Origin of the sequence: Micromonospora sp. BRA006-A (assembly GCF_033433935.1) — a bacterium.
In the GTDB taxonomy this organism is placed as follows: domain Bacteria; phylum Actinomycetota; class Actinomycetes; order Mycobacteriales; family Micromonosporaceae; genus Micromonospora; species Micromonospora aurantiaca.
Window position 1 is genome coordinate 5811185 of the sequence record NZ_JANCLW010000001.1, and the last position, 24609, is coordinate 5835793.

General features: G+C 71.5%; 23 protein-coding genes. 8 read left to right on the forward strand and 15 right to left on the reverse strand.

Going from position 1 to position 24609, the window contains the following annotated elements:
• Nucleotides 1–1038 (forward strand): ABC transporter ATP-binding protein, encoded by a 1038-nt coding sequence (locus tag NMK34_RS26450; protein ID WP_318335646.1) that lies wholly within the window; start codon nucleotides 1–3, stop codon nucleotides 1036–1038.
• Nucleotides 1022–2050, forward strand: coding sequence for a dipeptide ABC transporter ATP-binding protein (locus tag NMK34_RS26455; protein WP_318335647.1), 1029 nt, complete (start codon nucleotides 1022–1024; stop codon nucleotides 2048–2050). Before NMK34_RS26450 ends, NMK34_RS26455 begins: the two co-directional genes overlap by 17 nt.
• 221 nt (nucleotides 2051–2271) lie before the next feature.
• On the opposite strand, the gene NMK34_RS26460 is transcribed toward NMK34_RS26455, so the two are convergent.
• From NMK34_RS26460 to purN, 3 genes are all read right to left on the reverse strand, one after another.
• Nucleotides 2272–2721 carry a hypothetical protein gene (locus NMK34_RS26460; RefSeq protein ID WP_318335648.1) on the reverse strand — a complete coding sequence of 150 codons (450 nt, stop codon included), beginning with the start codon at nucleotides 2719–2721 and terminating at the stop codon, nucleotides 2272–2274.
• A gap of 144 nt (nucleotides 2722–2865) precedes the next feature.
• Nucleotides 2866–4440 (reverse strand): bifunctional phosphoribosylaminoimidazolecarboxamide formyltransferase/IMP cyclohydrolase, encoded by a 1575-nt coding sequence (gene purH, locus NMK34_RS26465; protein WP_318335649.1) that lies wholly within the window; start codon nucleotides 4438–4440, stop codon nucleotides 2866–2868.
• On the reverse strand, nucleotides 4437–5057 hold the full coding sequence (gene purN, locus NMK34_RS26470) for a phosphoribosylglycinamide formyltransferase (protein WP_135241989.1): 621 nt from the start codon (nucleotides 5055–5057) through the stop codon (nucleotides 4437–4439). Before purN ends, purH begins: the two co-directional genes overlap by 4 nt.
• Before the next feature lie 179 nt (nucleotides 5058–5236).
• On the opposite strand from purN, the gene NMK34_RS26475 reads away from it, so the two are divergent.
• Both NMK34_RS26475 and NMK34_RS26480 read left to right on the forward strand, forming a co-directional pair.
• Nucleotides 5237–5530 carry a CD225/dispanin family protein gene (locus NMK34_RS26475; RefSeq protein ID WP_194801347.1) on the forward strand — a complete coding sequence of 98 codons (294 nt, stop codon included), beginning with the start codon at nucleotides 5237–5239 and terminating at the stop codon, nucleotides 5528–5530.
• Nucleotides 5531–5565: 35 nt separating this feature from the next.
• Entirely contained in the window at nucleotides 5566–6120 is a 555-nt protein-coding gene (locus NMK34_RS26480) for a DUF4190 domain-containing protein (RefSeq protein WP_318335650.1), read from the forward strand.
• Between the two features lie 101 nt (nucleotides 6121–6221).
• Here the strand turns inward: NMK34_RS26480 and NMK34_RS26485 are convergent, their stop codons facing one another.
• Complete coding sequence (locus NMK34_RS26485; protein ID WP_318335651.1) at nucleotides 6222–7508, reverse strand: DUF6350 family protein; 1287 nt, start codon at nucleotides 7506–7508, stop codon at nucleotides 6222–6224.
• Nucleotides 7509–7666: 158 nt separating this feature from the next.
• Here NMK34_RS26485 and NMK34_RS26490 point away from each other — a divergent pair, with 158 nt between their 5' ends.
• Entirely contained in the window at nucleotides 7667–7936 is a 270-nt protein-coding gene (locus tag NMK34_RS26490) for a DUF4190 domain-containing protein (RefSeq protein ID WP_135241993.1), read from the forward strand.
• 56 nt (nucleotides 7937–7992) lie between these two features.
• Here NMK34_RS26490 and sucD read toward each other — a convergent pair whose 3' ends face one another.
• The 3 genes from sucD to NMK34_RS26505 all read right to left on the reverse strand — a co-directional run bounded on the left by sucD (nucleotide 7993) and on the right by NMK34_RS26505 (nucleotide 10921).
• Complete coding sequence (gene sucD, locus NMK34_RS26495; RefSeq protein WP_194801350.1) at nucleotides 7993–8880, reverse strand: succinate--CoA ligase subunit alpha; 888 nt, start codon at nucleotides 8878–8880, stop codon at nucleotides 7993–7995.
• Nucleotides 8881–8882: 2 nt separating this feature from the next.
• Complete coding sequence (sucC, locus tag NMK34_RS26500) at nucleotides 8883–10061, reverse strand: ADP-forming succinate--CoA ligase subunit beta (RefSeq protein WP_013288514.1); 1179 nt, start codon at nucleotides 10059–10061, stop codon at nucleotides 8883–8885.
• Nucleotides 10062–10516: 455 nt separating this feature from the next.
• A complete protein-coding gene (locus tag NMK34_RS26505) occupies nucleotides 10517–10921 on the reverse strand; it encodes a cobalamin B12-binding domain-containing protein (RefSeq protein ID WP_013288515.1) in 405 nt (134 codons plus the stop codon).
• Nucleotides 10922–11323: 402 nt separating this feature from the next.
• Here NMK34_RS26505 and NMK34_RS26510 point away from each other — a divergent pair, with 402 nt between their 5' ends.
• Both NMK34_RS26510 and NMK34_RS26515 read left to right on the forward strand, forming a co-directional pair.
• Nucleotides 11324–12034 carry a M23 family metallopeptidase gene (locus NMK34_RS26510; protein ID WP_318335652.1) on the forward strand — a complete coding sequence of 237 codons (711 nt, stop codon included), beginning with the start codon at nucleotides 11324–11326 and terminating at the stop codon, nucleotides 12032–12034.
• Between the two features lie 251 nt (nucleotides 12035–12285).
• Entirely contained in the window at nucleotides 12286–13062 is a 777-nt protein-coding gene (locus NMK34_RS26515) for a M23 family metallopeptidase (protein WP_318335653.1), read from the forward strand.
• A 61-nt stretch (nucleotides 13063–13123) separates the two neighbouring features.
• Here the strand turns inward: NMK34_RS26515 and pcrA are convergent, their stop codons facing one another.
• Nucleotides 13124–15535 (reverse strand): DNA helicase PcrA, encoded by a 2412-nt coding sequence (pcrA, locus tag NMK34_RS26520; protein WP_318335654.1) that lies wholly within the window; start codon nucleotides 15533–15535, stop codon nucleotides 13124–13126.
• A gap of 289 nt (nucleotides 15536–15824) precedes the next feature.
• Here pcrA and NMK34_RS26525 point away from each other — a divergent pair, with 289 nt between their 5' ends.
• Nucleotides 15825–16172, forward strand: a complete 348-nt coding sequence (locus tag NMK34_RS26525) for a chorismate mutase (RefSeq protein WP_318335655.1) — start codon at nucleotides 15825–15827, stop codon at nucleotides 16170–16172.
• A gap of 73 nt (nucleotides 16173–16245) precedes the next feature.
• Here NMK34_RS26525 and NMK34_RS26530 read toward each other — a convergent pair whose 3' ends face one another.
• From NMK34_RS26530 to NMK34_RS26560, 7 genes are all read right to left on the reverse strand, one after another.
• Nucleotides 16246–17262 carry a dipeptide ABC transporter ATP-binding protein gene (locus tag NMK34_RS26530; RefSeq protein WP_318335656.1) on the reverse strand — a complete coding sequence of 339 codons (1017 nt, stop codon included), beginning with the start codon at nucleotides 17260–17262 and terminating at the stop codon, nucleotides 16246–16248.
• Nucleotides 17255–18283 (reverse strand): ABC transporter ATP-binding protein, encoded by a 1029-nt coding sequence (locus NMK34_RS26535; protein WP_194801533.1) that lies wholly within the window; start codon nucleotides 18281–18283, stop codon nucleotides 17255–17257. The genes NMK34_RS26530 and NMK34_RS26535 overlap by 8 nt, the downstream gene beginning before the upstream one ends.
• Nucleotides 18284–18308: 25 nt before the next feature.
• Entirely contained in the window at nucleotides 18309–19292 is a 984-nt protein-coding gene (locus tag NMK34_RS26540; protein ID WP_318335657.1) for an ABC transporter permease, read from the reverse strand.
• Between the two features lie 75 nt (nucleotides 19293–19367).
• Nucleotides 19368–20294 carry an ABC transporter permease gene (locus tag NMK34_RS26545; RefSeq protein ID WP_318335658.1) on the reverse strand — a complete coding sequence of 309 codons (927 nt, stop codon included), beginning with the start codon at nucleotides 20292–20294 and terminating at the stop codon, nucleotides 19368–19370.
• Between the two features lie 144 nt (nucleotides 20295–20438).
• Entirely contained in the window at nucleotides 20439–22082 is a 1644-nt protein-coding gene (locus tag NMK34_RS26550; RefSeq protein WP_318335659.1) for an ABC transporter substrate-binding protein, read from the reverse strand.
• A 584-nt stretch (nucleotides 22083–22666) separates the two neighbouring features.
• Nucleotides 22667–23344, reverse strand: a complete 678-nt coding sequence (locus NMK34_RS26555) for a response regulator transcription factor (RefSeq protein ID WP_318335660.1) — start codon at nucleotides 23342–23344, stop codon at nucleotides 22667–22669.
• Between the two features lies 1 nt (nucleotide 23345).
• Entirely contained in the window at nucleotides 23346–24596 is a 1251-nt protein-coding gene (locus NMK34_RS26560) for a PspC domain-containing protein (protein WP_318336432.1), read from the reverse strand.
• Nucleotides 24597–24609 lie beyond the last annotated feature (13 nt).

A 24609-nucleotide genomic window follows, 5' to 3' on the forward strand; every position in this document is an offset into this window, starting at 1 on the left:
ATGACCCAGTCGTCGGTCCGGCCCACGCCGGCCTCACCCACCCCGCCCGGCGGGCACCTGCTGGAGGTACGGGATCTGCACGTCGAGTTCCGTACCCGGGAGGGCGTGGCCCGCGTGATCAACGGGGTGACGTACCACCTGGACGCCGGTGAGACGCTCGCGGTGCTGGGCGAGTCCGGCTCCGGCAAGTCCGTCACCGCCCAGGCGATCATGGGCATCCTGGACACCCCGCCCGCGTACGTGCGCGCCGGGCAGATCCTCTACCAGGGGCGGGATCTGCTCACCCGGCCGGAGGAGGAACGCCGGCAGATCCGCGGCGCCGAGATCGCGATGATCTTCCAGGACGCGCTGTCGGCGTTGAACCCGGTCTTCCCGGTCGGCTGGCAGATCGGCGAGTCGCTGCGCGAGCGGGCCGGGATGTCGCGGGCCGACGCGCGCAGGCGCACCGTCGAACTGATGGACCTGGTCCGGATCCCGGCCGCGGCGAAGCGGCTCGGCGACTACCCGCACCAGTTCTCCGGCGGCATGCGGCAACGCGTCATGATCGCGATGGCGCTGGCGCTGGACCCGAAGGTGCTGATCGCCGACGAGCCGACCACCGCGCTGGACGTCACGGTGCAGGCGCAGATCATGGACCTCCTGGCCGACCTGCGCCGGGATCTCGGCATGGCGCTCGTCCTGATCACCCACGACCTGGGCGTGGTCGCCGGTGTGGCGGACCGGATCGCGGTCATGTACGCGGGCCGCATCGTCGAGCACGCCGACGTGCACGCGCTGTACCGGGCGCCGGCCCACCCGTACACCAAGGGGTTGCTGGAGTCGATCCCGCGCCTGGACGTGCGCGGCCAGGCGCTGTCCAGCATCCGCGGGCTGCCGCCGAACCTGATGGCGATCCCGTCCGGCTGCCCGTTCCACCCCCGGTGCCCGTACGTCCAGCCGGTCTGTGTGGACGAGGTGCCGCACGACCTGGTGCTCGGCGACGGGCGGACCAGCGCGTGCCACTTCGCCCAGGAGGTGCACGATGACCGCGACGGCTGAACCCGCCAAGGTGCGCGGCGAGACGATCCTCGCCGTCGACCAGTTGGTCAAACACTTCCCGATCAGCCAGGGCGTGCTGTTCAAGAAGACAATCGGCCAGGTCAAGGCCGTGGACGGCGTCTCGTTCGAGCTGCGGCGCGGTGAGACACTAGGTGTGGTCGGCGAGTCCGGGTGCGGCAAGTCCACGCTGGCCCGGCTGCTCATGCGCCTGGAGACGCCGACCGCCGGGCGGGTCACGCTGGAGGGGCGCGACCTGCTTCGGGCCGGCGGTGCCGACCTGCGCCGGCTGCGGCGGAACATGCAGATGGTGATGCAGGACCCGTACACCTCGCTGAACCCGCGCATGACTGTCGGCGACATCATCGGCGAGCCGTTCGAGATCCACCCGGAGGCGGCACCGAAGCGCAGCCGGCGGCAGCGGGTGCAGGAGCTGCTGGACGTGGTCGGGCTCAACCCGGAGCACGTCAACCGCTACCCGCACCAGTTCTCCGGCGGTCAGCGGCAGCGCATCGGCATCGCCCGGGCGCTCGCGCTGCGGCCCGAGATCATCGTCTGCGACGAGCCGGTGTCGGCCCTGGACGTCTCCATCCAGGCCCAGGTGATCAACCTGCTGGAGCAGCTCCAGAACGAGCTGGGGCTGTCGTACATCTTCATCGCCCACGACCTGTCGGTGGTGCGGCACATCTCCGACCGGGTCGCGGTGATGTACCTGGGCCGGATCGTGGAGATCGGCACCGAGGAGCAGATCTACCAGCGCGCGACCCACCCGTACACCCAGGCGCTGCTGTCGGCGGTGCCGGTGCCCGACCCGGAGGCCCGCGACCGGCGGACCATCATCCGGCTCACCGGCGACGTGCCGAGTCCGGCCGAGCCGCCGTCCGGCTGCCACTTCCGGACCCGCTGCTGGAAGGCCGAGGAGGTCTGCGCGACGCAGGACCCGCAGGCGGTACCGCGCGCGGCGGATCCGCACCCCAGCGCCTGCCACTTCGCCGAGGTACGCACCGAGGCGTGACGACGAAGGCCCCGTCCCCCGGAGGAAGAGGGGGCGGGGCCTCCGATGCGGGCACGCGTGCGGACGGCGGGCCCGGGGACGAACCCGAGGCGGCCCGGCGGCGTGAGGCGCGCCGCCGTACCGGTGGACGGCAGCTCGCGGCGGAGACCGCCGGGTCGACGCGGCGGTGTCCGGTGCGGCGCGAGCGCGCGTCCCGGTGCGGGCTGCGGGTTCGGTGCGGCTCAGGCGGCCGGCGGGGCACGCGCGGCGAGCGGGCCGCGCGGCGGCAGCGGCACGACACGCGGCCGGGGCGCTGGCACGACGGGCTCCGGCACCGCCGGACCGGCCACGCGCGGGAGCGCGGCCGGGGCCAGGTCGTCCGGTCCGTCGGCGTAGCCGAGACCGCCGCCGTGGTCGTGCCACGGCCCGGCGGCAAGCTCCGACCAGGAGATTCCGGGGTACGCGGCACGCGGCGCGGCCGGGCTCGTTCCGCTCGCCGAGGCGGCGGCCGGCGCGGCGGCGAGCGCTCCGACGGGTGGTGCGACGTCGGGAGCGGCCGGCGCGGCGGCGAGCGCTTCGACGATCGGGGCGACGGCCGGTGCGGTGACGGCGGGTGCGGCTGCCGCTCCCAGTCCGGCCAGGACGAACGCCAGCGTGACGACGACGGCGGTCAACCGGTCGCGAACGCGCATGGCACACCTGCCGGGCTCACAGACAGCGGAGACGCTCGATCGTCGCCGCGCACACGCTAGCAACCGCCTCCCGCGGCGGGCAACGGCCCGGCGTCCGGGTGCGTCAGTCGTGCGGACGACCGACGCACCCGGAGGCTGGACTCGTCAGTGGAAGAAGTGCCGGGTGCCGGTGAGGTACATGGTCACGCCGGCCGCCTTGCAGGCCGCGATGGTCTCCTCGTCCCGGATCGATCCGCCGGGCTGGACGATCGCCCGCACCCCGGCGTCGAGGAGGATCTGCGGGCCGTCGGCGAACGGGAAGAACGCGTCGGAGGCGCAGACCGAGCCGCGGGCCCGCTCGTCTCCGGCCCGGCTGACCGCCAGCCGTGCCGAGTCCACCCGGTTCACCTGTCCCATGCCGACACCGACGGTGGCGCCGTCACGGGCCAGCAGGATCGCGTTGCTCTTGACCGCGCGGACCGCCCGCCAGGCGAACGCCAGGTCGCGCAGTGTCGCCTCGTCGGCCGGGTCGCCGGTCGCGAGCGTCCAGCCGGACGGGTCGTCGCCTGGCGCGTCGACGGCGTCCCGCGTCTGCACCAGCACGCCACCGCTGACCTGCCGCCACTCGGCGGGCCGTACGGCGAACTCGGGCGCCCGCAGCAGGCGGAGGTTCTTCTTCGCCCGCAGCAGCTCCAGTGCGTCCTCGTCGAAGCCGGGCGCCACCAGCACCTCGGTGAAGATCTCCGCGACCTGGCCGGCCATCGCCGCGTCGACCGGCCGGTTCACCGCGATCACGCCGCCGAACGCGGAGACCGGGTCGCAGGCGTGCGCCTTGCGGTGCGCCTCGGCCACGTCCGCGCCGACGGCGATGCCGCACGGGTTGGCGTGCTTGATGATCGCCACCGCCGGCTGGTCCGGGAAGTCGTTGGCGGCCCGCCAGGCGGCGTCCGCGTCGACGTAGTTGTTGTAGGACATCTCCTTGCCGTGCAGCTGCTCGGCCTGGGCCAGCCCGGCCGGTGCGCCCGGGTCGGTGTAGAGCGCCGCCGCCTGGTGCGGGTTCTCGCCGTACCGCAGCACCGCCTGGCGGCGCAGCGCCAGCCCGGCGAACTCCGGCCAGCCGTCCTCGGCCGGCGACACGGTGGTGGCGAACCAGTCGGCCACCGCGACGTCGTAGTCGGCGATGTCGGCGAACGCACGGGCCGCCAGCGCGCGGCGCCGGGCCGGCGTGAAGCCGCCCTCGGCGAGCGCCGCCACCACCGCCGGGTACGCGGCCGGGTCGGTCACCACCGCCACCGAGGCGTGGTTCTTCGCCGCGGCCCGCACCATCGCCGGGCCGCCGATGTCGATCTGCTCGACGCACTCGTCGGTGCCGGCGCCGGAGGCGACGGTGGCCTGGAACGGGTACAGGTTGGAGACCAGCAGGTCGATGCCGGCGATGCCGTGCTCGTCGAGCTGCGCGGTGTGCGCGTCCTTGCGCAGGTCGGCGAGGAGGCCGCCGTGGATCTTCGGGTGCAGCGTCTTGACCCGCCCGTCGAGGATCTCCGGGAAGCCGGTGACCTGCTCGACCGGCGTCACCGGCACCCCGGCGCCGGAGATCGTCGACGCGGTGCTGCCGGTCGACACGATCTCCACGCCGGCCTCGTGCAGGGCGCGGGCCAGCTCGGCGAGGCCGGTCTTGTCGTAGACGCTGACAAGCGCGCGCCGGATCGGGCGGCGGCCGGCGTCCTCAGTGGCGTTCACGGGATGGTGACCTTTCTGCCGGTGATCGTCCAACCTTCACGGACCAGGCGGCCGACCTGCTCGACGAGCTGGCGCCGCTCGGCGGACTTGATGCGCTCGGTGAGCGTGTCCTCGTCGTCGTCGTCCTGCACCGGCACGGCGACCTGGGCCACGATCGGGCCGGTGTCCATGCCCGCGTCGACGAAGAACAGGGTGGCCCCGGTGACCTTCACGCCGTACGCCAGCGCGTCGCGGGGGCCGTGGATGCCGGGGAACGCCGGCAGCAGCGTGTTGTGCGTGTTGAGGTAGCGGTCGCCGAACGCGGCCAGGAACTCCGGGCCGACCAGCTTGAGGAACCCGGCGCTGATGACCAGGTCGGGCCGGTGCTCGGCGACACGCGCGGTGAGCGCCTTGTCCCAGTCGGCGCGGGTGGGGTGGTCCTTGACGCGCTCGACGAAGGACGGCACGCCCGCGGCGGCGGCCCGGTCCAGGCCGGCGATCCCGTCCCGGTCGGCGCCGACCGCGACCACCCGGGCGCCGTACCCGGGGTCGGCGGTGGCGTCCAGCAGCGCCTGGAGGTTGCTGCCGGAGCCGGAGACGAGGACGACGAGGCGGGCGACGGACGCGGGCTCGGTCACCGGGCAACCCTATCGGGCAGGTCAGGCGGCCCGGCCGCGGGGCGGCGGCTCAACGGTTGACCTCCCGGGTGGCGTGATCGCGGTACGCTGCCGGTCGCCCGGTGTCCGGCCTCGCGCCCGGCCCGCACCCCCACGAAGAATCCGGCACGCCGCGTGCCGTCGGACCGAGGAGTACCTCCATGCAGCCCGGATACCCCCCGCAGCAGCCGCAGCAGATCGACAACAACATGACGATGTCCATCGTCGCGATCTTCCTGTTCTGGCCGCTCGCGATCCCGGCCATCATCAACGCGTCGAAGGTCAACCCGCTGATCCAGCAGGGTGACTACGCCGGCGCTCAGGCCGCCGCGGCCGAGTCCAAGAAGTGGTCCAAGTGGGCCCTCATCGTCGGCCTGGTCTGGATCGGCCTCATCGTGGTGTGTTGCCTCTTCGGCGGCCTGGCTGGTCTCGTCGGCGGCAGCAGCACAAACTGACGGACAACCCGAACCGATCTGAGGAGCACCCAGACATGCAGCCCGGTTACCCCGGACAGGACCCGTACGGCCAGCAGCCGAACCAGGACCCGAACGCGCAGCCGCACGACCCGTACGCCCAGCCGCCGCAGGCCCCGCAGTACGGCCAGCCGCCGCAGTACGGGCAGCAGCCGCAGTACGGCCAGCAGCCCACCTCGGGCCAGCCGTACGGCCAGCCCACCTCGGGTCAGCCCGCCTACGGCCAGGACCCGTACGCGCAGCAGCAGCCGTACGGTGCCGCGCCGCAGTACCCGGGTGCCGGCTACCCGGCCGGGGCGGGCCAGGCCCCGAACAACACGCTGGGCCTCGTGTCCATGATCCTCGGTATCGCCTCGATCCCGATGGTCTGCTGCTTCTACCTCGGCATCCCGCTGGGTATCGCGGCGGCGGTCACCGGCTACCTGGGCCGCCAGAAGGCCGCGCAGGGGCTAGCCAACAACGACGGCCAGGCCAAGACCGGTCTGATCTGCGGCGCGATCGGCGCCGGCCTGGGCATCATCCTGATCATCCTGGGCATCGTCGCCAACGTCAGCCTGCCCGCCCAGCCCTGATCGTCCGTCGTCCAGGGGCGTCCACCTTCCGGTGGGCGCCCCTGACGCGTGTCCGGGCCCCGGCGGCGGCGCGTCAGCGGGTGCGGGTCGACGAGTGCGCGTCAGCGGGTGCGGGTCAGCGTGCGGGTGGCGGCGGCGCCGAGCACCGCGCCCACCCCGATCACGAGCGTGGCCACCGCGGCCACCGCCCACGGTGACGGCCCGACCTCGGCCAGCCGGCCACCGCCGAGCGACCCGCCGGAGGCCGCCGCGAACAGCCCCAGCAGCGCGCCCGCGACCGGTCCGGCGAGCGCGGCCGGCAGCAGCAGCGCCGGCCAGCCCACCTCGGCCCGTTCCTCGGCCGCCGCGCGCAGCAGCCGCCGGGCCAGCAGCCAGCCGGCCGCCATCGCGGCCAGCACCGGCACTGCGAGCAGCGCGCCACCCAGCCCGTCCATCGGGCCACGCGGCAGGCCGGCCAGCAGCGGTACGGCCGGCAGCGCACCCACGGAGACCTCGCTCGTCCGCACGGCGGTGTCGGTGCCGACCGCGAACCCGGGACCGAGCAGATAGCTCGCCGACCAGGCGGTCGCGTTCGGCGCGTAGGCGAGGCTGACCAGGGTGATGCCCGCCTGACCGGCCACCCCGGTCCGGTACGCCCCGATCATGTCGGCCGCGTCGCCGCCGCCGGTCGCCACCGCCAGCCCGGCCGCACCGGCACCCGCGCCGCACAGCAGCAGCGCCGCCACCAGTCCGGTACGCAGACCGTCGCGCACCGGCGGTGGGCAGCGCTCGGCCAGCATCGCCCAGACACCTGTGGTGCGCAGCGCGCCGACCAGCGCGGCGGACACGCCGAACGCGGCGAACGTGAGCGCGGCGGTGACCGGGGAGACCCGCAGGCCGCCGGCGTCGACGGCGAACGCGGCGAGTGCGCCGAGCAGCGCGTACGCGATGCCGACGGCGACCGCGACGGTGAGCGCCTGGCGCGGCGAGCCCGCGCCGCGCGCGCCGACGGCCCGGCTGACGTGCACCCCGGCGCGGGTCAACCGCCAGACGGCGAGCGCGCTGAGCGCGAGCGGCGCCAGGCCGAGCGGGCCGGCGGCGGTCTGCAGCGGCACCCCGTGCCCGAGCAGCCACCCGGCCAGGCCGGCGCTCAGCGCGCCGCCGAGCGATCCGGCGTCCTCGCTGAGCTGGGCGAGACCCAGCACGGCGGAGACCGGCAGCCAGGAGGTCAGCGCCGCCCAGAGCGCGGCCACCCCGGCGGCGACCGGCAGCGGAGCCCGGCTGCGGGCGTCGGCACCCGATCGGGGCGCGGGCACGCGCGCGGCCGGGCGGGCACGGCCGGGCGGCCGGGCACCGGCAGGGGGACCGGTGGCCGGACGGCGGGGCTGGTCAGGGGTGACGCGTGACATCGTGTCTACTCTGGCACGCCGCGGGAAGGACGGCAGTCCGATACCGGGTCGGTTGCCTGGCGAGTTCGCCGAACCCCGGCCCGGCGGCGGTGATCCGGTCTAGCCTCGGCCTCAGACGCGACCGTTCCCGTCGCGGTGCCGACCGCTCGGAGGAAGCCGTGCACGCTCCGTATCCGCCGCCCCCGCCGCCACCGGCCGTCGGCCGGGACCGGACCACGCTCTGGGGCGTCCTCGGCATCGTCTTCGGCCTGTTCTGCTGCGGCATCCTGGGCATCGTCTTCGGCGCGCTGTCGATCCGCGACGCCCGGCGCAACGGCAGGTCGCAGTTGCTCGGCTGGCTGGGCATCGCGTTCGGTGTGATCAACATCGTCGCCAGCGCCATCGTGCGCGCCCGGGGCAACTCGTACTACCCGTACTGGTACCGCTGAGCGCGAGGGGGCCGACCGGTTGCCCGGTCGGCCCCCTCGGCGTGTCGCTCGGCCGCTCAGCGGCCGGACATGAGCTCCCGCATCAGGTTGGCGGTCTCGGTCGGGGTCTTGCCGACCTTGACGCCCACCGCCTCCAGCGCCGCCTTCTTGGCGTCGGCGGTGCCCGCCGAGCCCGAGATGATCGCGCCGGCGTGACCCATGGTCTTGCCGGGCGGGGCGGTGAAGCCGGCGATGTAGCCGACCACCGGCTTGGTGACGTTGGCCTTGATGAACTCGGCCGCCCGCTCCTCGGCGTCGCCACCGATCTCACCGATCATGACGATCGCGTCGGTCTCCGGGTCCGCCTCGAAGGCGGCCAGGGCGTCGATGTGGGTGGTGCCGATGATCGGGTCACCGCCGATGCCGACGCAGGTGGAGAACCCGATGTCGCGCAGCTCGTACATCATCTGGTAGGTCAGCGTGCCGCTCTTGCTGACCAGGCCGATCCGGCCGGAGCCGGTGATGTCGGCCGGGATGATGCCGGCGTTCGACGCGCCCGGCGAGGCGATGCCCGGGCAGTTCGGGCCGATGATCCGGGTGCGCTCGCCCTTGGCCTTGTTGTACGCCCAGAACGCGGCGGTGTCGTGCACCGGCACGCCCTCGGTGATCACCACGGCCAGGTCGATGCCGGCGTCGATCGCCTCGACCACGGCGGCCTTGGTGAACTGCGGGGGCACGAAGATGACGGTGACGTCGGCACCGGTGGACTTCATCGCGTCCGCGACGGAGGCGAAGACGGGCAGCTCGGTGCCGTCGAAGTCGACAGTGGTGCCGGCCTTGCGCGGGTTCACGCCACCGACCACGTTGGTGCCGGCGGCGAGCATCCGCCGGGTGTGCTTGGAACCCTCGGAACCGGTCATCCCCTGCACGATGACCTTGGAGTCCTTGGTCAGCCAGATAGCCATTGTCAGACCCCCGCAGCTGCCAGCTCGGCGGCCCGCTCGGCCGCGCCGTCCATGGTGTCGACCCGCTGGATCAGCGGGTTGGCCGCGCCGTCGAGGATCGCCCGGCCGGCCTCGGCGTTGTTGCCGTCGAGGCGCACGACGAGCGGCTTGGTGGCCTTCTCGCCGCGCTGCTCCAGCAGCGCCAGCGCCTGCACGATGCCGTTGGCGACCGCGTCGCAGGCGGTGATGCCGCCGAAGACGTTGACGAAGACGCTCTTGACCGACGGGTCGGACAGGACGATCTCCAGCCCGTTCGCCATCACCTCGGCGCTCGCGCCGCCGCCGATGTCGAGGAAGTTGGCCGGCTTGACGCCGCCGTGCCGCTCACCCGCGTACGCGACCACGTCGAGCGTGGACATGACCAGACCCGCGCCGTTGCCGATGATGCCGACCTCGCCGTCGAGCTTGACGTAGTTGAGGTCCTTGGCCTTCGCGGCCTGCTCCAGCGGGTCCACCGACGCCTGGTCGACCAGGGCCTCGTGGTCCGGGTGCCGGAACCCGGCGTTCTCGTCCAGGGTGACCTTGGCGTCCAGGAGCAGCAGCTTGCCGTCCTTGGTGGTGGCCAGCGGGTTCACCTCGACGAGCGTGGCGTCCTCGGCCACGAACGCCTGCCACAGCTTGACCGCGACCTCGACCACCTGGTCGGCGATCTCGGCCGGGAAGCCGGCCGCGGTGACGATCTCGCGCGCCTTGGCCTCGTCCACGCCGGTGTTGGCGTCGATCGGCGCCTTCACGACCCGCTCCGGGGTCTCGGCCGCGACCTGCTCGATGTCCATGCCGCCGGCCACGCTGGCGATGCAGAGGAAGGTGCGGTTCGCCCGGTCGAGCAGGTACGAGAAGTAGTACTCCTCGGCCACGTCCGCGGTCACGGTGATCATGACCTTGTGGACGGTGTGACCCTTGATGTCCATGCCGAGGATGTCGGTGGCCCGGGCCACCGTCTCCTCCGCGCCCTCGGCCAGCTTCACGCCGCCGGCCTTGCCGCGGCCACCGACCTTCACCTGCGCCTTGACGACCACCCGGCCGCCGAGGCGTTCGGCGATCGCGCGGGCCTCCTCCGGGGTAGTGGCGACGCCGCCGGCGAGCACGGGCAAGCCGTGCCGCTCGAACAGGTCCCGCCCCTGGTACTCGTACAGGTCCACGATTGCGCGTCCCGTCCCGTCTCCGCGGCGCGCCGTCGCGCCGCCACCAGCTTCGGAAAATCAGTTTGACGCCTGTCATCAGATGAGACAGGCCATTTGCCGCAGCCTAACGAGATGGGAACGGGCGGCAACCGAGCGGGTGCGGGGTGTGCGGTAATGCACAGGCCGTCGTCCGGCCGGCCCGGGTACGGCCCGCACCGGCGCGCGCGGGCGTCAGCCGTCCGGGGGATCTCCGGACCGGGGCGTAACCGCCCGTCGGGGGCGTCGTTGAGTGTGATGTCGGCGCGCTGGTCTAGCGCGGCGACGGGAGCGGCCGATGCCCTGTCGGTCGAGGGGTGGCGGCGGGGCATCGTGCATAGAGGGGCCGGGCGTGTGAGGGGTGCGTCCGGCCCCTCCCCCGTGCCCGGAGCCGGGAGCTCGGGGGGCCGGACAGCGAGGGCCGGCGACGCGGCGGGTCAGCCGACCGGCTGGGCGACGTTCTCCCGTACCCACTCGACGATCGACCCGGTGGTGGCACCCGGGGTGAAGATCTTCGCGACGCCGAGCCGCTCCAGCTCCGGGATGTCGGCCTCGGGGATGATACCGCCGCCGAACACCACGATGTCGGTGGCGTCGCGCTCGGTGAGCAGTTCGACGACACGCTTGAACAGCGTCATGTGCGCGCCGGAGAGCACCGACAGGCCGACCGCGTCCGCGTCCTCCTGGATGGCGGTCTCGACGATCTGCTCGGGCGTCTGGTGCAGGCCGGTGTAGATGACCTCCATGCCGGCGTCACGCAGGGCACGGGCGACCACCTTCGCTCCCCGGTCGTGGCCGTCCAGGCCGGGCTTCGCGACGACGACCCGGATACGAGAGCTCATCTGCGCACACCTTTCACCGGCACTCCTGACCTGAACGAACGGTAACCCGGCCGGACCGGAGGCGGGAAGCGGGGCCGGACCTTCCCACAAACGAGCCGACCCCCTACCGCCCTCCCGGGTACGCGGAAAGCCGGACACCTCCGCCGTTCGGTCACTGTCCGCGACGAATGGGCAGTCGACGGGCCATCCGACTGGCGGCACGAGATATGACAAGGCCGGATGGAATTGGACATAACGAATCAGCATTTCGGCGCTTCGGCTTGTGACAGGAGTGGCTGTTGGCTAACGTGTCCACGGTTGTCATCAGGTCCACGGACGGGTGACGACGCGACACCGGAGGTTCGGCAGAGCTTCACCGAACGGTCCGGAGTCGCATCGGATCCCCGACAACGGAGGGTGTGCGTGCGCCAGCGCCTGTCGTCTGAGCCCGATCGCTATCGCGGCCGCCGCCGCGTACCCACCCCCCCGCGGAGCCGCTACGCCGCGGTGGTCACCACCGCGTTCGTCGGCGCCGGCATCGTCGCCATCGGCGCGAACGCGCTCCCCGACGCCAAGAGCGTCAACCCGTCGGTCCTCGACGAGCTCCGGCAGGCCTCGGTCGCCAGCCAGGACGCCGCCGCCCGTGCCGACAGCGCGGACGTCCCCTCCCGTTCCGACCGCTCCGACCGCAAGGCCGTCGAGCAGGACCCGTGGCTCCTGCCACTGCACGGCTACGACTTCAAGTCCCCCTACGGCATGCGCTGGGGCAAGCTGCACACCGGCATCGACCTGGTCGCCCCGGAGGGCACGCCCTACAAGGCGGTCCACGCCGGCACCGTCACCAAGGCCGGCTGGTTCGGCGGCTACGGCTACGCCGTCATCGTCCAGCACTCCGACGGCAGCGAGGCCATCTACGGCCACTCCTCCGCGGTGACGGTCAAGGAGGGCCAGGAGGTGAAGGCCGGCGACCAGCTCGGCCTGGTCGGCAACACCGGCCACTCCTACGGCTCCCACCTGCACCTGGAGATCCATGTCAAGGGCCAGCCGCAGGATCCGGTGGCGTTCCTCAGGGATCGCGGAGTGGACATTCAGCTCGAAGTCGAGGCGGTTTACAGCGACGCAGCCGCATCCTGACGCTCCGTAACGCCTCTTAATCGCCCGGACCGCACGGTCCGGGCGGTTTCGTCTGTGCCGATGTCTGCCACGTCACACCGACGACTGTGAGCGGGAGCACACGCACCGAAGATCGTCTCTTCGGCCGAACCGGTCGGCCGGTGGAGAACCGGACGCGCCGCGACGGTCACGCACCACCGCCTCCGCACCCCCATACCCGCTGCGGCCTGCACCGACACCAGTATTTCGAGGTCACGTGCCCCTCGAAACCGATGAAGGATCCCGTGCAGCACAGCAGCCCCACCCCGGACAACGCCCCCGCCCGGCACCGGCTCCCGCGCCGCGCCCGGCGCACCGTTTACGTGGTCACCGGTGCGGTGGCAGTGCTCGGCCTCGGCATCGGTGGCGTGGTCGTCACCACCGCCCCGTCCGACCCCACCCCGGCCGCCGTCGACCTCGGCGTAGCGGCCCGCGCCGACGACGCCGCCCGCGCCGACCGCTCGGACCGCTCGGACCGTGAGCCGGTCACCCCGTCCGCCGTACCGGCCAGCCCGTCGCCGAGCCCGAGCGCCACCACCCCGGCGCCGAAGAAGACGGCGACCGCGAAGCCCAAGCCGAAGCCCAAGAAGACGACTGTGGCGAAGAAGCCCACCTGGGTCGTCCCGATGAAGGGCGCCGACATCACGTCCTGCTACGGGCCCCGCTGGGGAACCCAGCACGCCGGCATCGACTTCGCCATGCCGGCCGGCACGCCGATCCACGCCGCCGCGGCGGGCACCGTGGTCAAGGCCGGTGACGTGGGCGACGGCTACGGCATCTCGGTCTTCATCGACCACCACAACGGCTACCTGACCCACTACGCCCACCAGAGCCGGCTCGCCGTCGCCGTGGGCGACACGGTCAAGGCCGGTCAGGTCATCGGCTACGAGGGCTCCACCGGCGACTCCACCGGCCCGCACCTGCACTTCGAGGTGCACCAGGGCGCGATGTGGAACCAGATCGACCCGGCGCCGTTCCTGCGTGCCCGGGGCATCGACGTGGCCTGCTGAGGGCGCCACGACAGGAGGAGAGCCCGGCCCGGCCATGAGCCGGACCGGGCCCGCCCGGCGTTCAGAGCTTGTCGATCGGGGCGTGCCGCAGCACCAGCCACATGGTCTGGTCGCCGAAGTCGATCTGCGCCCGGGCACCCGGCCCGGCACCCTCCACCGCCAGCACCCGGCCCAGGCCGTACCGCTGGTGGTTGACCCGGTCGCCCACCGAGACCTTCGGGGCCTGCTTCAGCTCGCTCGCGGTGGCCAGGCGGCTGGCGTCCACGCCCAGCCGCTTCGCCAGTTCGGTCGCCTTGGGCGTGCCGCCGGCGAAGCCGCCGCGGCCCACGCGGTCCGCCCGGCCGCCGACGCCGCCACCACCGCCACCCCACGAGGTGTACGACCCCTCGGTGCGCTCCCAGCGGACCAGCTCCGGCGGCAGCTCCTCCAGGAACCGCGACGGCGGGTTGTAGGCGGGCGCGCCCCAGGCGGACCGGGTCACCGCACGGGACAGGTAGAGGCGCTGGCGGGCCCGGGTGATGCCCACGTACGCCAGCCGCCGCTCCTCCTCCAGCTCGCGGGTGTCGCCGAGCGAGCGCAGGTGCGGGAAGACACCGTCCTCCAGGCCGGTCAGGAAGACCACCGGGAACTCCAGGCCCTTGGCGGTGTGCAGCGTCATCAGCGTGACCACGCCTTGGTGGTCCGGGTCGTCGGACGGGATCTGGTCGGCGTCGGCGACCAGCGCCACCTGCTCCAGGAAACCGGCCAGCGTGGCCCGCTCGTCGTCGGCGCCGAGCGCCTCGATCCGCTCGGTGTACTCCCGGGCGACGCTCACCAGTTCCTGGAGGTTGTCCACCCGTCCGGCGTCCTGCGGGTCGAGGCTCTCCTCCAGCTCGGCCAGGTATCCGGAGCGGGTCAGCACCGCCTCCAGCACCTCCTCCGGGGTGCCGGTGTCGGCCAGCTCCCGTGCCGCGTCGAGCAGCGCGACGAACTCGGCGATGCCGTTCGCCGCGCGGGTCGAGATGCCCGGCGCGTCCTTGGCCCGGCGCAGCGCGGCGCCGAAGGAGATGCGGTCCCGGGCGCTCAGCGCCTCCACGCACGCCTCGGCCCGCTCGCCGATGCCCCGGCGCGGGGTGTTGAGAACCCGGCGCAGGCTCACCGTGTCGTCGTCGTTAACCACCGCGCGCAGATACGCGAGCGCGTCGCGGACCTCCTTGCGTTCGTAGAAGCGCACCCCGCCGACCACCTTGTAGGGCAGGCCGACCCGGATGAACACCTCCTCGAACACGCGGGACATGGCGTTGGTGCGGTAGAACACCGCCACGTCGCCCGGGCGGGTCTCGCCGTCGTCGACCAGCCGGTCGATCTCCCGGGCCACCCAGTCGGCCTCGGCGTGCTCGGTGTCCGCGACGTACCCGACGATCTGCTCGCCGGACCCGGCGTCGCTCCACAGCCGCTTCGGCTTGCGGGAGGTGTTGCGGTCGATCACCGCGTTGGCCGCGTTGAGGATGGTCTGGGTCGAGCGGTAGTTCTGCTCCAGCAGGATCGTGCGGGCGTCGGTGAAGTCCCGCTCGAACTCCAGGATGTTGCGGATGGTCGCGCCACGGAACGCGTAGATCGACTGGTCGGCGTCACCGACCACGCACAGCTCGGCCGGCGGGATCCCCTCGGTGCCGGAGACCAGCTCCTTGATCAGCACGTACTGGGCGTGGTTGGTGTCCTGGTACTCGTCCACCAGCACGTGCCGGAACCGCCGCCGGTAGCTCTCCGCGACATGCGGGTGCGACTGGAGCAGGTGCACCGTCGTCATGATCAGGTCGTCGAAGTCCAGCGCGTGCGCCTCGCGCAGCCGCCGCTGGTAGAGCGTGTACGCCTCGGCCAGCGCCCGCTCGTTCGGCCCCTTGGCCCGGCCGGCGAACTCCTCCGGGTCGACCAGCTCGTTCTTCAGGTTCGACACCTGGGCCGCCAGGCCCCGGGCCGGGTAGCGCTTCGGGTCCAGGTCCAGCTCGCGGGCGACCATCTGCATCAACCGGCGCGAGTCGTCCGCGTCGTAGATCGAGAACGTCGACTTCAGGCCGGCGTGCTCGTGCTCGGCCCGCAGGATGCGTACGCAGGCGGAGTGGAACGTGGAGACCCACATGAGCCGGGCGCGCGGGCCGACCAGCGCGGCCACCCGCTCCTTCATCTCGCCGGCGGCCTTGTTGGTGAAGGTGATCGCGATGATCTCGCCGGGGTGCACGTCGCGGGCGGCGAGCAGATAGGCGATCCGGTTGGTCAGCACCCGGGTCTTGCCGGAGCCGGCGCCGGCCACGATCAGCAGCGGGGAGCCGGCGTGGGTCACCGCGTCCCGTTGGGGGCCGTTGAGGCCGTCGAGGAGGGCGGCCGGATCCGACCCGGCGCCCCCGGGGCGGCGCGGCGGGGCCGGCCGGGACTCCGGCGCGGGCGGGGACTCCGGCGCGGACGGGGATGTGGGAATGTCGAAGAGAGGATGCATCGCAGCCCGAGTCTATGCCGCCGGGCGGACACTTCCCCGCCCGCGCCGCCGCCCGGCGCACGCCGTCACGTCTCACCTGTTGGTGCGTCTTCTTGCGCGCCCGCCCGGGTGGTCGGCATACTCGACGACGTGTTCGATCAGCGCTTCTCCTTTTACTACGGCACCGGGAGTCCGGCAGCCGTGGGTCGCGCCTGATCACAGACCTACGAAACGCCCCGGGCTCCCCAGAGCCCGGGGCGTTTTCGTTCCGGGATCCGGGTACCGGGCCCGAGCCCCGAGAGGGACGACGATGATGACTGACGTGGTGGATGGCAGCCTGGCGCGCGACGGCCGGCCGGCCGGCGGCGACCCGACCGGTGCCGCGGCGGCCCGGACCGGCACCGACGACGCGGCGGCGGCGGAGCGGATCGGTGAGATCCGGCGGCGCATCGACGAGATCGACCGCACCCTCATCGCGCTCTGGCAGGAGCGGGCCGCGCTCTCCCAGGAGGTCGGCGCGACCCGGATGGCCTCCGGCGGCACCCGGCTGGTGCTGTCCCGCGAGCGGGAGATCCTGGAGCGGTTCCGCTCCGAGCTCGGCGCCGACGGCACGCAGCTCGCGCTCCTGCTGCTGCGTGCCGGTCGCGGCCCGCTGTGACGCGGTTACGTCCCCGGATACGACGAACCGCCTGCCGGCGTCGAGCTGACGCCGGCAGGCGGTCCGGAACGGATCAGGCCACCTCGTGGGTGACGACGATCTCCCGCTTCTCCGCGAAGTGGCAGGCGCTCGGGTGGTCCGAGCCCGGCCGGATCTGGAGCAGCGGCACCTCCTGGGCGCAGACGTCCTGCGCCTTCCAGCACCGGGTGCGGAACCGGCAGCCCGAGGGCGGGCTGACCGGCGACGGCACGTCGCCCTGGAGCCGGATGATCGCCTTGCTCTCGCGCACGGTCGGGTCCGGCACCGGCACCGCCGACAGCAGCGCCTGGGTGTACGGGTGGGTCGGCCGCTCGTAGATCTCGTCCTCGGTGCCGATCTCCACCATCTTGCCCAGGTACATCACCGCGACCCGGTCGGAGAGGTGCCGCACCACGGACAGGTCGTGCGCGATGAAGACGTACGACAGCCCGAACTCGGCCTGGAGCTTCTCCAGCAGGTTCATCACCTGAGCCTGGATCGAGACGTCCAGGGCCGACACCGGCTCGTCGCAGACGATCACCTCGGGCCGCAGCGCCAGCGCCCGGGCGATGCCGATGCGCTGCCGCTGACCGCCGGAGAACTGGTGCGGGTACCGGTTGATGTGCTCCGGGTTGAGGCCGACCAGGTCGAGCAACTCCTTGACCTTGCCGCGCCGGCTGCCGCGCGGAGCCACCTCGGGGTGGATCTCGAACGGCTCGCCGATCAGGTCACCCACAGTCATCCGGGGGTTCAGCGAGGTGTACGGGTCCTGCATCACCAGCTGGATCTGCCGGCGCAGCCGCCGCAGCGCGCCACCGGAGAGCTTGGAGATGTCCTGGCCCTTGTAGAGCACCTGACCTGCGGTCGGCTTCTCCAGGTTCATCAGCACCCGGGCCAGCGTCGACTTGCCGCAGCCGGACTCGCCGACCACGCCCAGCGTCTCGCCGGCCTTCAGCTCGAACGAGACGCCGTCGACCGCCTTGACGTGGCCGATGGTCTTCTTGAACACCACACCCCGGGTCACGGGGTAGTGCTTGACCAGGTCACGAACCTCGATGATGTTCTCAGTCACGGTTCACCAGTTCCTCGGCGAAGTGGCAGGCGCTGGCCCGGCCGTTGCCCAGTTGCAGCAGCGGCGGGACCTTCTCCCGGCACACCGGCTGCGCCATCGGGCAGCGCGGGTTGAACGCGCAGCCCGTCGGGATGTTCATCAGGTTCGGCGGGAGGCCCTTGATGGTGCGGAGCTCCTGCCCCTTCTCGTCCATCCGCGGGATCGAGTTGAGCAGGCCGAGCGTGTACGGGTGTCCCGGCTTGCGGTACAGGTCGTAGACGTCGGCTTCCTCGACGATCCGGCCGGCGTACATGACCGCGATCCGGTCCGCGACGTCGGCGACCACGCCGAGGTCGTGGGTGATCAGGATCATGCCCATCTGCCGTTCCCGCTGCAGCTCGCCGAGCAGGTCCATGATCTGGGCCTGCACGGTGACGTCGAGCGCGGTGGTCGGCTCGTCGGCGATCAGCACCTCGGGGTCCAGCGCCAGCGACATGGCGATCATGGCGCGCTGCCGCATACCGCCGGAGAACTGGTGCGGATAGTTGCTGAACCGGCCCTTGGCATTGGGGATCTTCACCTGGTCGAGCATCTCGATCGCGCGCTTCTTGGCGTCCGAGCGGCTCATGCCGCGCCGGATGCGGAACTGCTCGGCGATCTGGAAGCCGACAGTGAAAACCGGGTTGAGGGCCGAGAGCGAGTCCTGGAAGATCATGGCGATGCCCTCGCCCCGGATCCGCCGCCGCTGCTCGGGGGACATGGTGAGCATGTCCTTGCCGTGGAAGCGGACCTTGCCGCCGGTGACGAAGCCGGGCGGGGTGTCCAGGATGCCCATGATGGTCTGCGCGGTGACGCTCTTGCCGGAGCCGGACTCGCCGAGCACGGCGAGGGTCTCCCCCGCGTCGACGTGGTACGTGACTCCGTTGATGACCTTGGCGACGCCGTCCCGGGTGCGGAACTCCACCCGCAGGTCGTCGACCTCGAGCAGGCGGCCCGAGGGGCGGCCGGATCCGTCGGCGCCCGGCGAGGACTGCTCGGACACGAGAATGTCGGACAACTCAGTTCCCCTATCGGAGCTTCGGGTCGAGGGCCTCGCGGACCGCCTCGCCGAGCATGACGAAGCTCAGCACTGCGGTGACGAGGAACGCGGCGGGGAAGAACAGCAGGAACGGCGAGACCCGGATGTAGTTCTGCGCCTCGCTGATCATGATGCCCCAGGAGACCACCGGGTTCTTCAGGCCGATGCCGAGGAACGAGAGCGTGGCCTCCGCGCCGATGAACGAGCCCACCAGGATCGTGCCGTAGACCAGCAGCGGTGCCAGGCAGTTCGGCAGCAGGTGCTTGAGGATGATCCGGCCGGTGCCGGCCCCGAGCGCGCGGGCCGCGACGATGTAGTCGGCCTCCTTGGTGGCCAGCACCGAGGAGCGCATCAGCCGCATCACGACCGGCCAGCTCAGCACGCTCAGGGACAGGATGACCAGGCCCATGATCGTCCACTCGCCGTTGTCGGTGCCGGACCCGTTGAACGTGGTCAGGATGACGATCGAGCCGAGCACGAACGGCAGGCCGAAGAAGATGTCCGCGATGCGGGAGAGCAGCGCGTCCACCCAGCCGCCGCGGTAGCCGGCGATGATGCCCATCGCGCCGCCGACGAACAGCGTCAGGAGGGTGGAGACCACCGCGACCACGATCGAGGCGCGAGCGCCGTAGATGACCCGGGCGTAGACGTCGCGGCCCTGCACGTCGTAGCCGAACCAGGCGGAGGAGGACGGCTCGACCCGGCTGCGCTCCAGCGTGCCGTTGACCGCGTCGCCGGAGGTGAACAGAGACGGGAAGGCGGCCATCAGGATGAACACCAGGATGAACGTCGCCGAGATCCAGAACAGCGGCTTGCGACGCAGGTCGATCCAGGCGTCGCCGAGCAGGCCGCGAGGCTTCTGCTGCTTGGCGTTCTCCGGCAGGCCGGCGTTTGTGGGCGCGCCCGACCCGGCCTCGGTGGGCATGGTCGCGGGCGGCGTCGTCACGATCGACGCGGAACTCGGGTCACTCATGCCCGTACCTCGCTGCGCTCGGCGCGGGCGTGGTTACCCGCGCAGACTGCTGGGACGATTCGTACGCTGCGGCGGTCACTCATAGCGGATCCTCGGGTCGAGGGCGGCGTAGAGCAGGTCGACCACCAGGTTCATGATGAGATAGACGAGCACCAGCACCACCACGATGCCGACAACGGTAGCGCTCTCCTTCGTGACGATCGAGCGGAGCACCTGGCGGCCGATGCCGTTGATGCCGAAGATGCCCTCGGTCACGATCGCGCCACCCATCAGGGCACCGAGGTCGGTGCCGAGCAGGGTGACCACCGGGATGAGCGAGTTGCGCAGCAGGTGCACGCCGACCACGCGGCGCATCGGCAGGCCCTTGGCGATCGCGGTGCGGACGTAGTCGGCACGCCGGTTCTCGGCGATGCTCGTCCGCGCGACCCGCGCCACGTACGCCATCGACACGCTTCCGAGCACGAAGCCCGGCACGATCAGCTCGCTGAACCGCATCTCGTTGGACACGGTCGGGTTGATGATGCCCCACTTCACACCGAGCAGCCACTGCAGCACGAAGCCGATGACGAAGACGGGCAGGGCGATCAGGAAGAGGGTGGAGACCAGGACCAGGTTGTCCAGGAAGCCGTTGCGCCGGAGACCGGTGAGGATGCCCGCGCTGAGGCCGATCACGGCCTCGATGGCGAGGGCTACCACCGCCAGCTTCAGGGTGTTCGGGTACGACGTGGCGATGATGTCGCTGATCTCGCGACCGCCGAACGTGATACCGAAGTCCCCCTGCACGAGGTTCTTCATGTAGCTCGCGTACTGCACCCAGATCGACTCGTCGAGGTTGTACTTCTCGGTCATCATGGCCCGGTAGTTCGGGGGGCAACCGCGGTCGCCGCACTTGCCGGCGAAGGGGTCACCGGGCACGGACCAGACGAGCCAGTAGATCAGGAACGTCGTACCGATGAAGACCGGTACGAGTTGCAGCAGCCGTCTCAAGAGATAACGGCCCATGGGGTGGTCCTCCAGACAGGGAGCGCCGGGTGAGCCGGCGCGGCGGCGACAACGTGCGAGGGGTTCGTTGTACACCCCCTCGCGGAACGGCCCCGGGTCGGGCTCACCGGTAGGCGAGCCCGACCCGGGGTCAGACCGTTCGGATCAGAGCTCGACCGAGGTGATGTCGAGCTCACCGACGTTGGACAGCTCCAGCTTCTTGATCTTCTCCGAGTGGCCGGACTGCTGGCCACCGAAGTAGATCGGCATGGAGGGGACGTCCTGGTCGATCAGCTTGACGGCCTCAGCGAACTTCTTGTGGGCCTCCTCGAGGCTGGGGGCCGCGGAGGCCTCCTTGGCGAGGGCGTCCACCTGCGGGTTGCTGTACTTGCCGTCGTTCGAGGAACCACCGGTGACGTAGAGCGGGTTGATCCAGTTCTCGACGTCCGGGTAGTCCTGCTGCCAACCGGCCCGGTAGGCACCGGTCATCTTGTAGGCGTTGATGTTGGCGCGGAAGACCGCGAAGGTCGGCACGCCGACGGCGACCGCGTCGATGCCCAGGTTGGTCTTGATCTGCTGCGCGACGGCCTCCATCCACTCCTTGTGGCTGGCGTCCGCGTTGTACGACAGGGTCAGCTTGCCCTGGAAGCCACCGGCCTCCTGGAGGAGCTGCTTGGCCTGGGCCACGTCGAACTTGCAGGCGGTGCAGTTGCCCGGCTCGGCGCCCGGGGTCAGCGGGTTGGCCCAGCTGTCGGCCGGCTTGCGGTTACCGAAGAAGATCTTGTCGGTGATCGACTGCCGGTCGATGGACAGCGAGATCGCCTTGCGCAGCTTCGGGTTCTGGAAGCGCTTGTCGTAGATCGGGAAGGCGATGATGCCGGTCGACGGGGTGGTCGACGCCATGGCGCGGTCGCCCAGGTCGGTCTTCCACTTCTCACCGGCCAGCGCGGAGACCGGAACCTGCTGCTGGAAGTCCAGGTTGCCGGCGAGCAGGTCGTTGTACGCCGCCGTGTCGTCCTGGTAGATCTTGACGGTGACGTCCTTGATCTTCATCTTGTCGCGCAGGCTGTAGTCGTCGAAGCGGGTCAGCTTGATCTCGACGTCGTCCTGCCAGGAGACGAGGCTCACCGGGCCGTTACCGATCGGCTTCTTGCCGAAGTCGGCCGGGGTGGACGAGAAGAACGCGTCCGGCAGCGGCATGAAGGCGCTGTAGCCCAGCTTGGTCGGGAACACGGCGGTCGGCGCGGAGAGCGTGACCTCGAAGTTCCAGTCGTCGACGACCTTCAGGCCGGACATCTCCTTGGCCTTCGGCTCCGGGGCCTTCTTCGGGCCCTCCGGGCCGTCCGGGTCCTCGGTGTAGACCTCGTCGAAGCCCTGGATGTCGGAGAAGAACGAGGCGTTCTGCGCGCCGTTCGGGCCGTACGCAGCCCAGTTCCAGGCCTTGACGAAGCTCTCGGCCTTGACGGTGGTGCCGTCGTGGAACTTGGTGTTCTGCTTGATCTTGATCTTGAAGACCTTCGAGTCGCTCGTGTCGATCGACTCGGCGAGCAGGTTCTGCGGCGCCCCACCGTTGTTGGGGTACTCGACCAGGCCGCTCCACACCCAGTCGATGATCTTGCCGCCACCGGTCTCGGTGGTGTTCGCCGGAACCAGGGGGTTCTCCGGCTGGGTGCCGTCGATGACGATGGCGCCGTCCTTGCTGGCGCCGGCGTCGCCACCGTCGTTGTTCCCGCTGGAGCAGCCGGACGCGACGAGCGCGAATGCCGCGCCCACCGCGAGCGCGCCGCTCGCCCGCTTCGAGACTCTCATTCCGAGGGGCCTCCTCTTTCTAACCTGGTTCCGTCGTGAGTTTCACGCACGTCTTTGGGGGTGACACCACCGGCGACCCGAACCGCAGGACACCGGTTTACCGCAGAGGAATTCGGGACACCCCAGGGGTACCGATCCGCCGGGCGCCACACCCTGGACGAGACACCGCGCAGGGTCGGCGGCCACGCAGCGGCGCGAAAGACGGCGTCACGTGGTCGACGGGCCCGACGAGGTGCCTCACACCGGGGGGTGAGGTGCTGCCACTGTGACACCAACCGGCCCTTTCCGTGAAGGTGCCGTTATCAAGCCGTTAGTTGGTCGCCACGTTGCCGATACTTGAGAAAAGATCACAAAGTGCACGGACGATAGGGCCCTGAACAGGCAAGACGGGCATAGAAAGGTCGACAAGCATCCCTGCGGCAGGGAGGTTGTGACGTTCACCGCGCCGGCCTCGGCACCTCCCACGGGCAGGCCACTGCCGCGTTTTTTGTCCGTCCGGATGATGCCATGCCGACTGAGCGGGCGACAGCGGCACCCGGGGGTACGAGGCCGCCGAGGCCCCGCCCCCGGCGGCCTCGGGATTCCTAGACCAGCCGGCGGTCGGCGGCCCAGCGGGACAGCTCGTACCGGTTCGACATCTGGAGCTTGCGCAACACGTTGGAGACGTGCGTCTCGACCGTCTTGATCGAGATGTACAGCTCCTTGGCGATCTCCTTGTACGCGTACCCCCGGGCGAGCAGCCGCAGCACCTCGCGCTCGCGGTTGGTGAGCTGGTCCAGCTCGGGATCGGCCACCGGCGCGTCCGGCCGGGACGCGAACGCGTCGAGCACGAACCCGGCCAGCCGCGGGCTGAACACCGCGTCGCCGTCGGCCACCCGCCGGATCGCGTCGGTCAGCTCCTCCGGCGAGATCGTCTTCGTGACGTACCCCCGCGCGCCGGCGCGGATCAGGCCGATCACGTCCTCGGCCGCGTCGGACACGCTCAGCGCCAGGAACCGCACCTGCGGGTGGGTACGCCGCATCGCCTCCAGCACCGCGCGGCCGCCGCCGTCGGGCATGTGCACGTCGAGCAGCACCACGTCCGGCGCGGTGGCCGCGATCCGGGTCACCGCCTCGGCCACCGAGCTGGCCTCGCCGACCACCTCCACCCGCGCCCCCAGCTCGGCGCGGACGCCGGCCCGGAACATCGCGTGGTCGTCGACGAGGAACACCCGCAGCGGCCCGCGGGGCGCCGCACCCTCGACCGGTTCCTGCTCGGACATGTCACCTGTCCCTTTCCGCCGTGGAGCCGGAGCCGCTGATCGGCAGGATCAGCCGGACCTCGGTCCCTTCCCCCGGCTCGGACCGGATCTCCGCCCGGCCGCCGTGCCGCTTCATCCGTCCGATGATCGAGCCCCGGACGCCGTGCCGGTGATTCTCCACCGTATCCGGGTCGAAGCCCTTGCCCCGGTCCCGGACGAACACGCTCACCTGCTCCGGCTCCACCTCGGCGTACAGCGACACGGTCTGCACACCGGCGTGCCGGGCCGCGTTGACCAGGGCCTCCCGGGCGGCGGCCACGATCGCGCCCACCTTCTCGTCGGTCTCCCGGTCGCCGACCACCACCACCTCGACGGTGATGGCGAACGTGTCCTCCACCTCGGCGGCGGCCTGCTCCAGCGCGGCCGCGAAACGCTCGGTGGGCGAGGCGGTCGGCTTGTAGAGCCAGTTGCGCAGCGAGCGCTCCTGACCGCGGGCCAGCCGCTGGACGGTCTTGACGTCGCTGGCGTTGCGCTGGATCAGGGCCAGCGTGTGCAGCACCTGGTCGTGCACCATCGCGGCCAGTTCGGCGCGCTCCTGCTCGCGGATGCGGCCCTCCCGCTCCGAGCGGAGCTGGTTCCAGGTGCGCCAGAGCACCGGACCGGTGACCACACCCACGCCGGCCAGCCCGACCAGCGCGAAGATCACGCCGTTGAGCACCGCGTCGAAGTTCTGCGCCGGCGAGTAGACGGCCGCCACGCCGATGATGCCCACCGCGACGAGTACGCCGCCGCCGATGAAGCGCAGCACGAACGCGCGCCTGTCGCTCTCCTCCACCACCGCGCCCAGCCAGGGCACGGCCGAGTCACCCCACTGCCGGCGGCGCTCCGGGGCGGACTGGTGCCAGATGACGCCCGCGCCGACCGCGATGATCGCCACGAGCCAGCCGGCCGTGCCGGCCGCGCCCACCGAGTTGAACGCCACCACCTGGAGCAGCAGCACGCCGAGCCCGATCACCACGAACGGCAGCAGCTGGGCCAGGTCGCGGCGGGGCGGGACGGCGGTGTCGCCGGGGCGGGGCGGGACCACCGCCCAGAAGGCGGCGTAGAGCAGCAGCCCGAGCCCGCTCAGCCCGAGCAGCACCATGAACGCCACGCGTACCCGCAGCACCGGGATGCCCAGGTGCTCGGCGATGCCCGCGGCCACGCCGGCGGCCAGCCGGTGCTCGGTGGCCCGGTAGAGGCGCGGGGCGTGCGGGGCGGGGGTGCTGCTGATCGGAGGCTCCCAG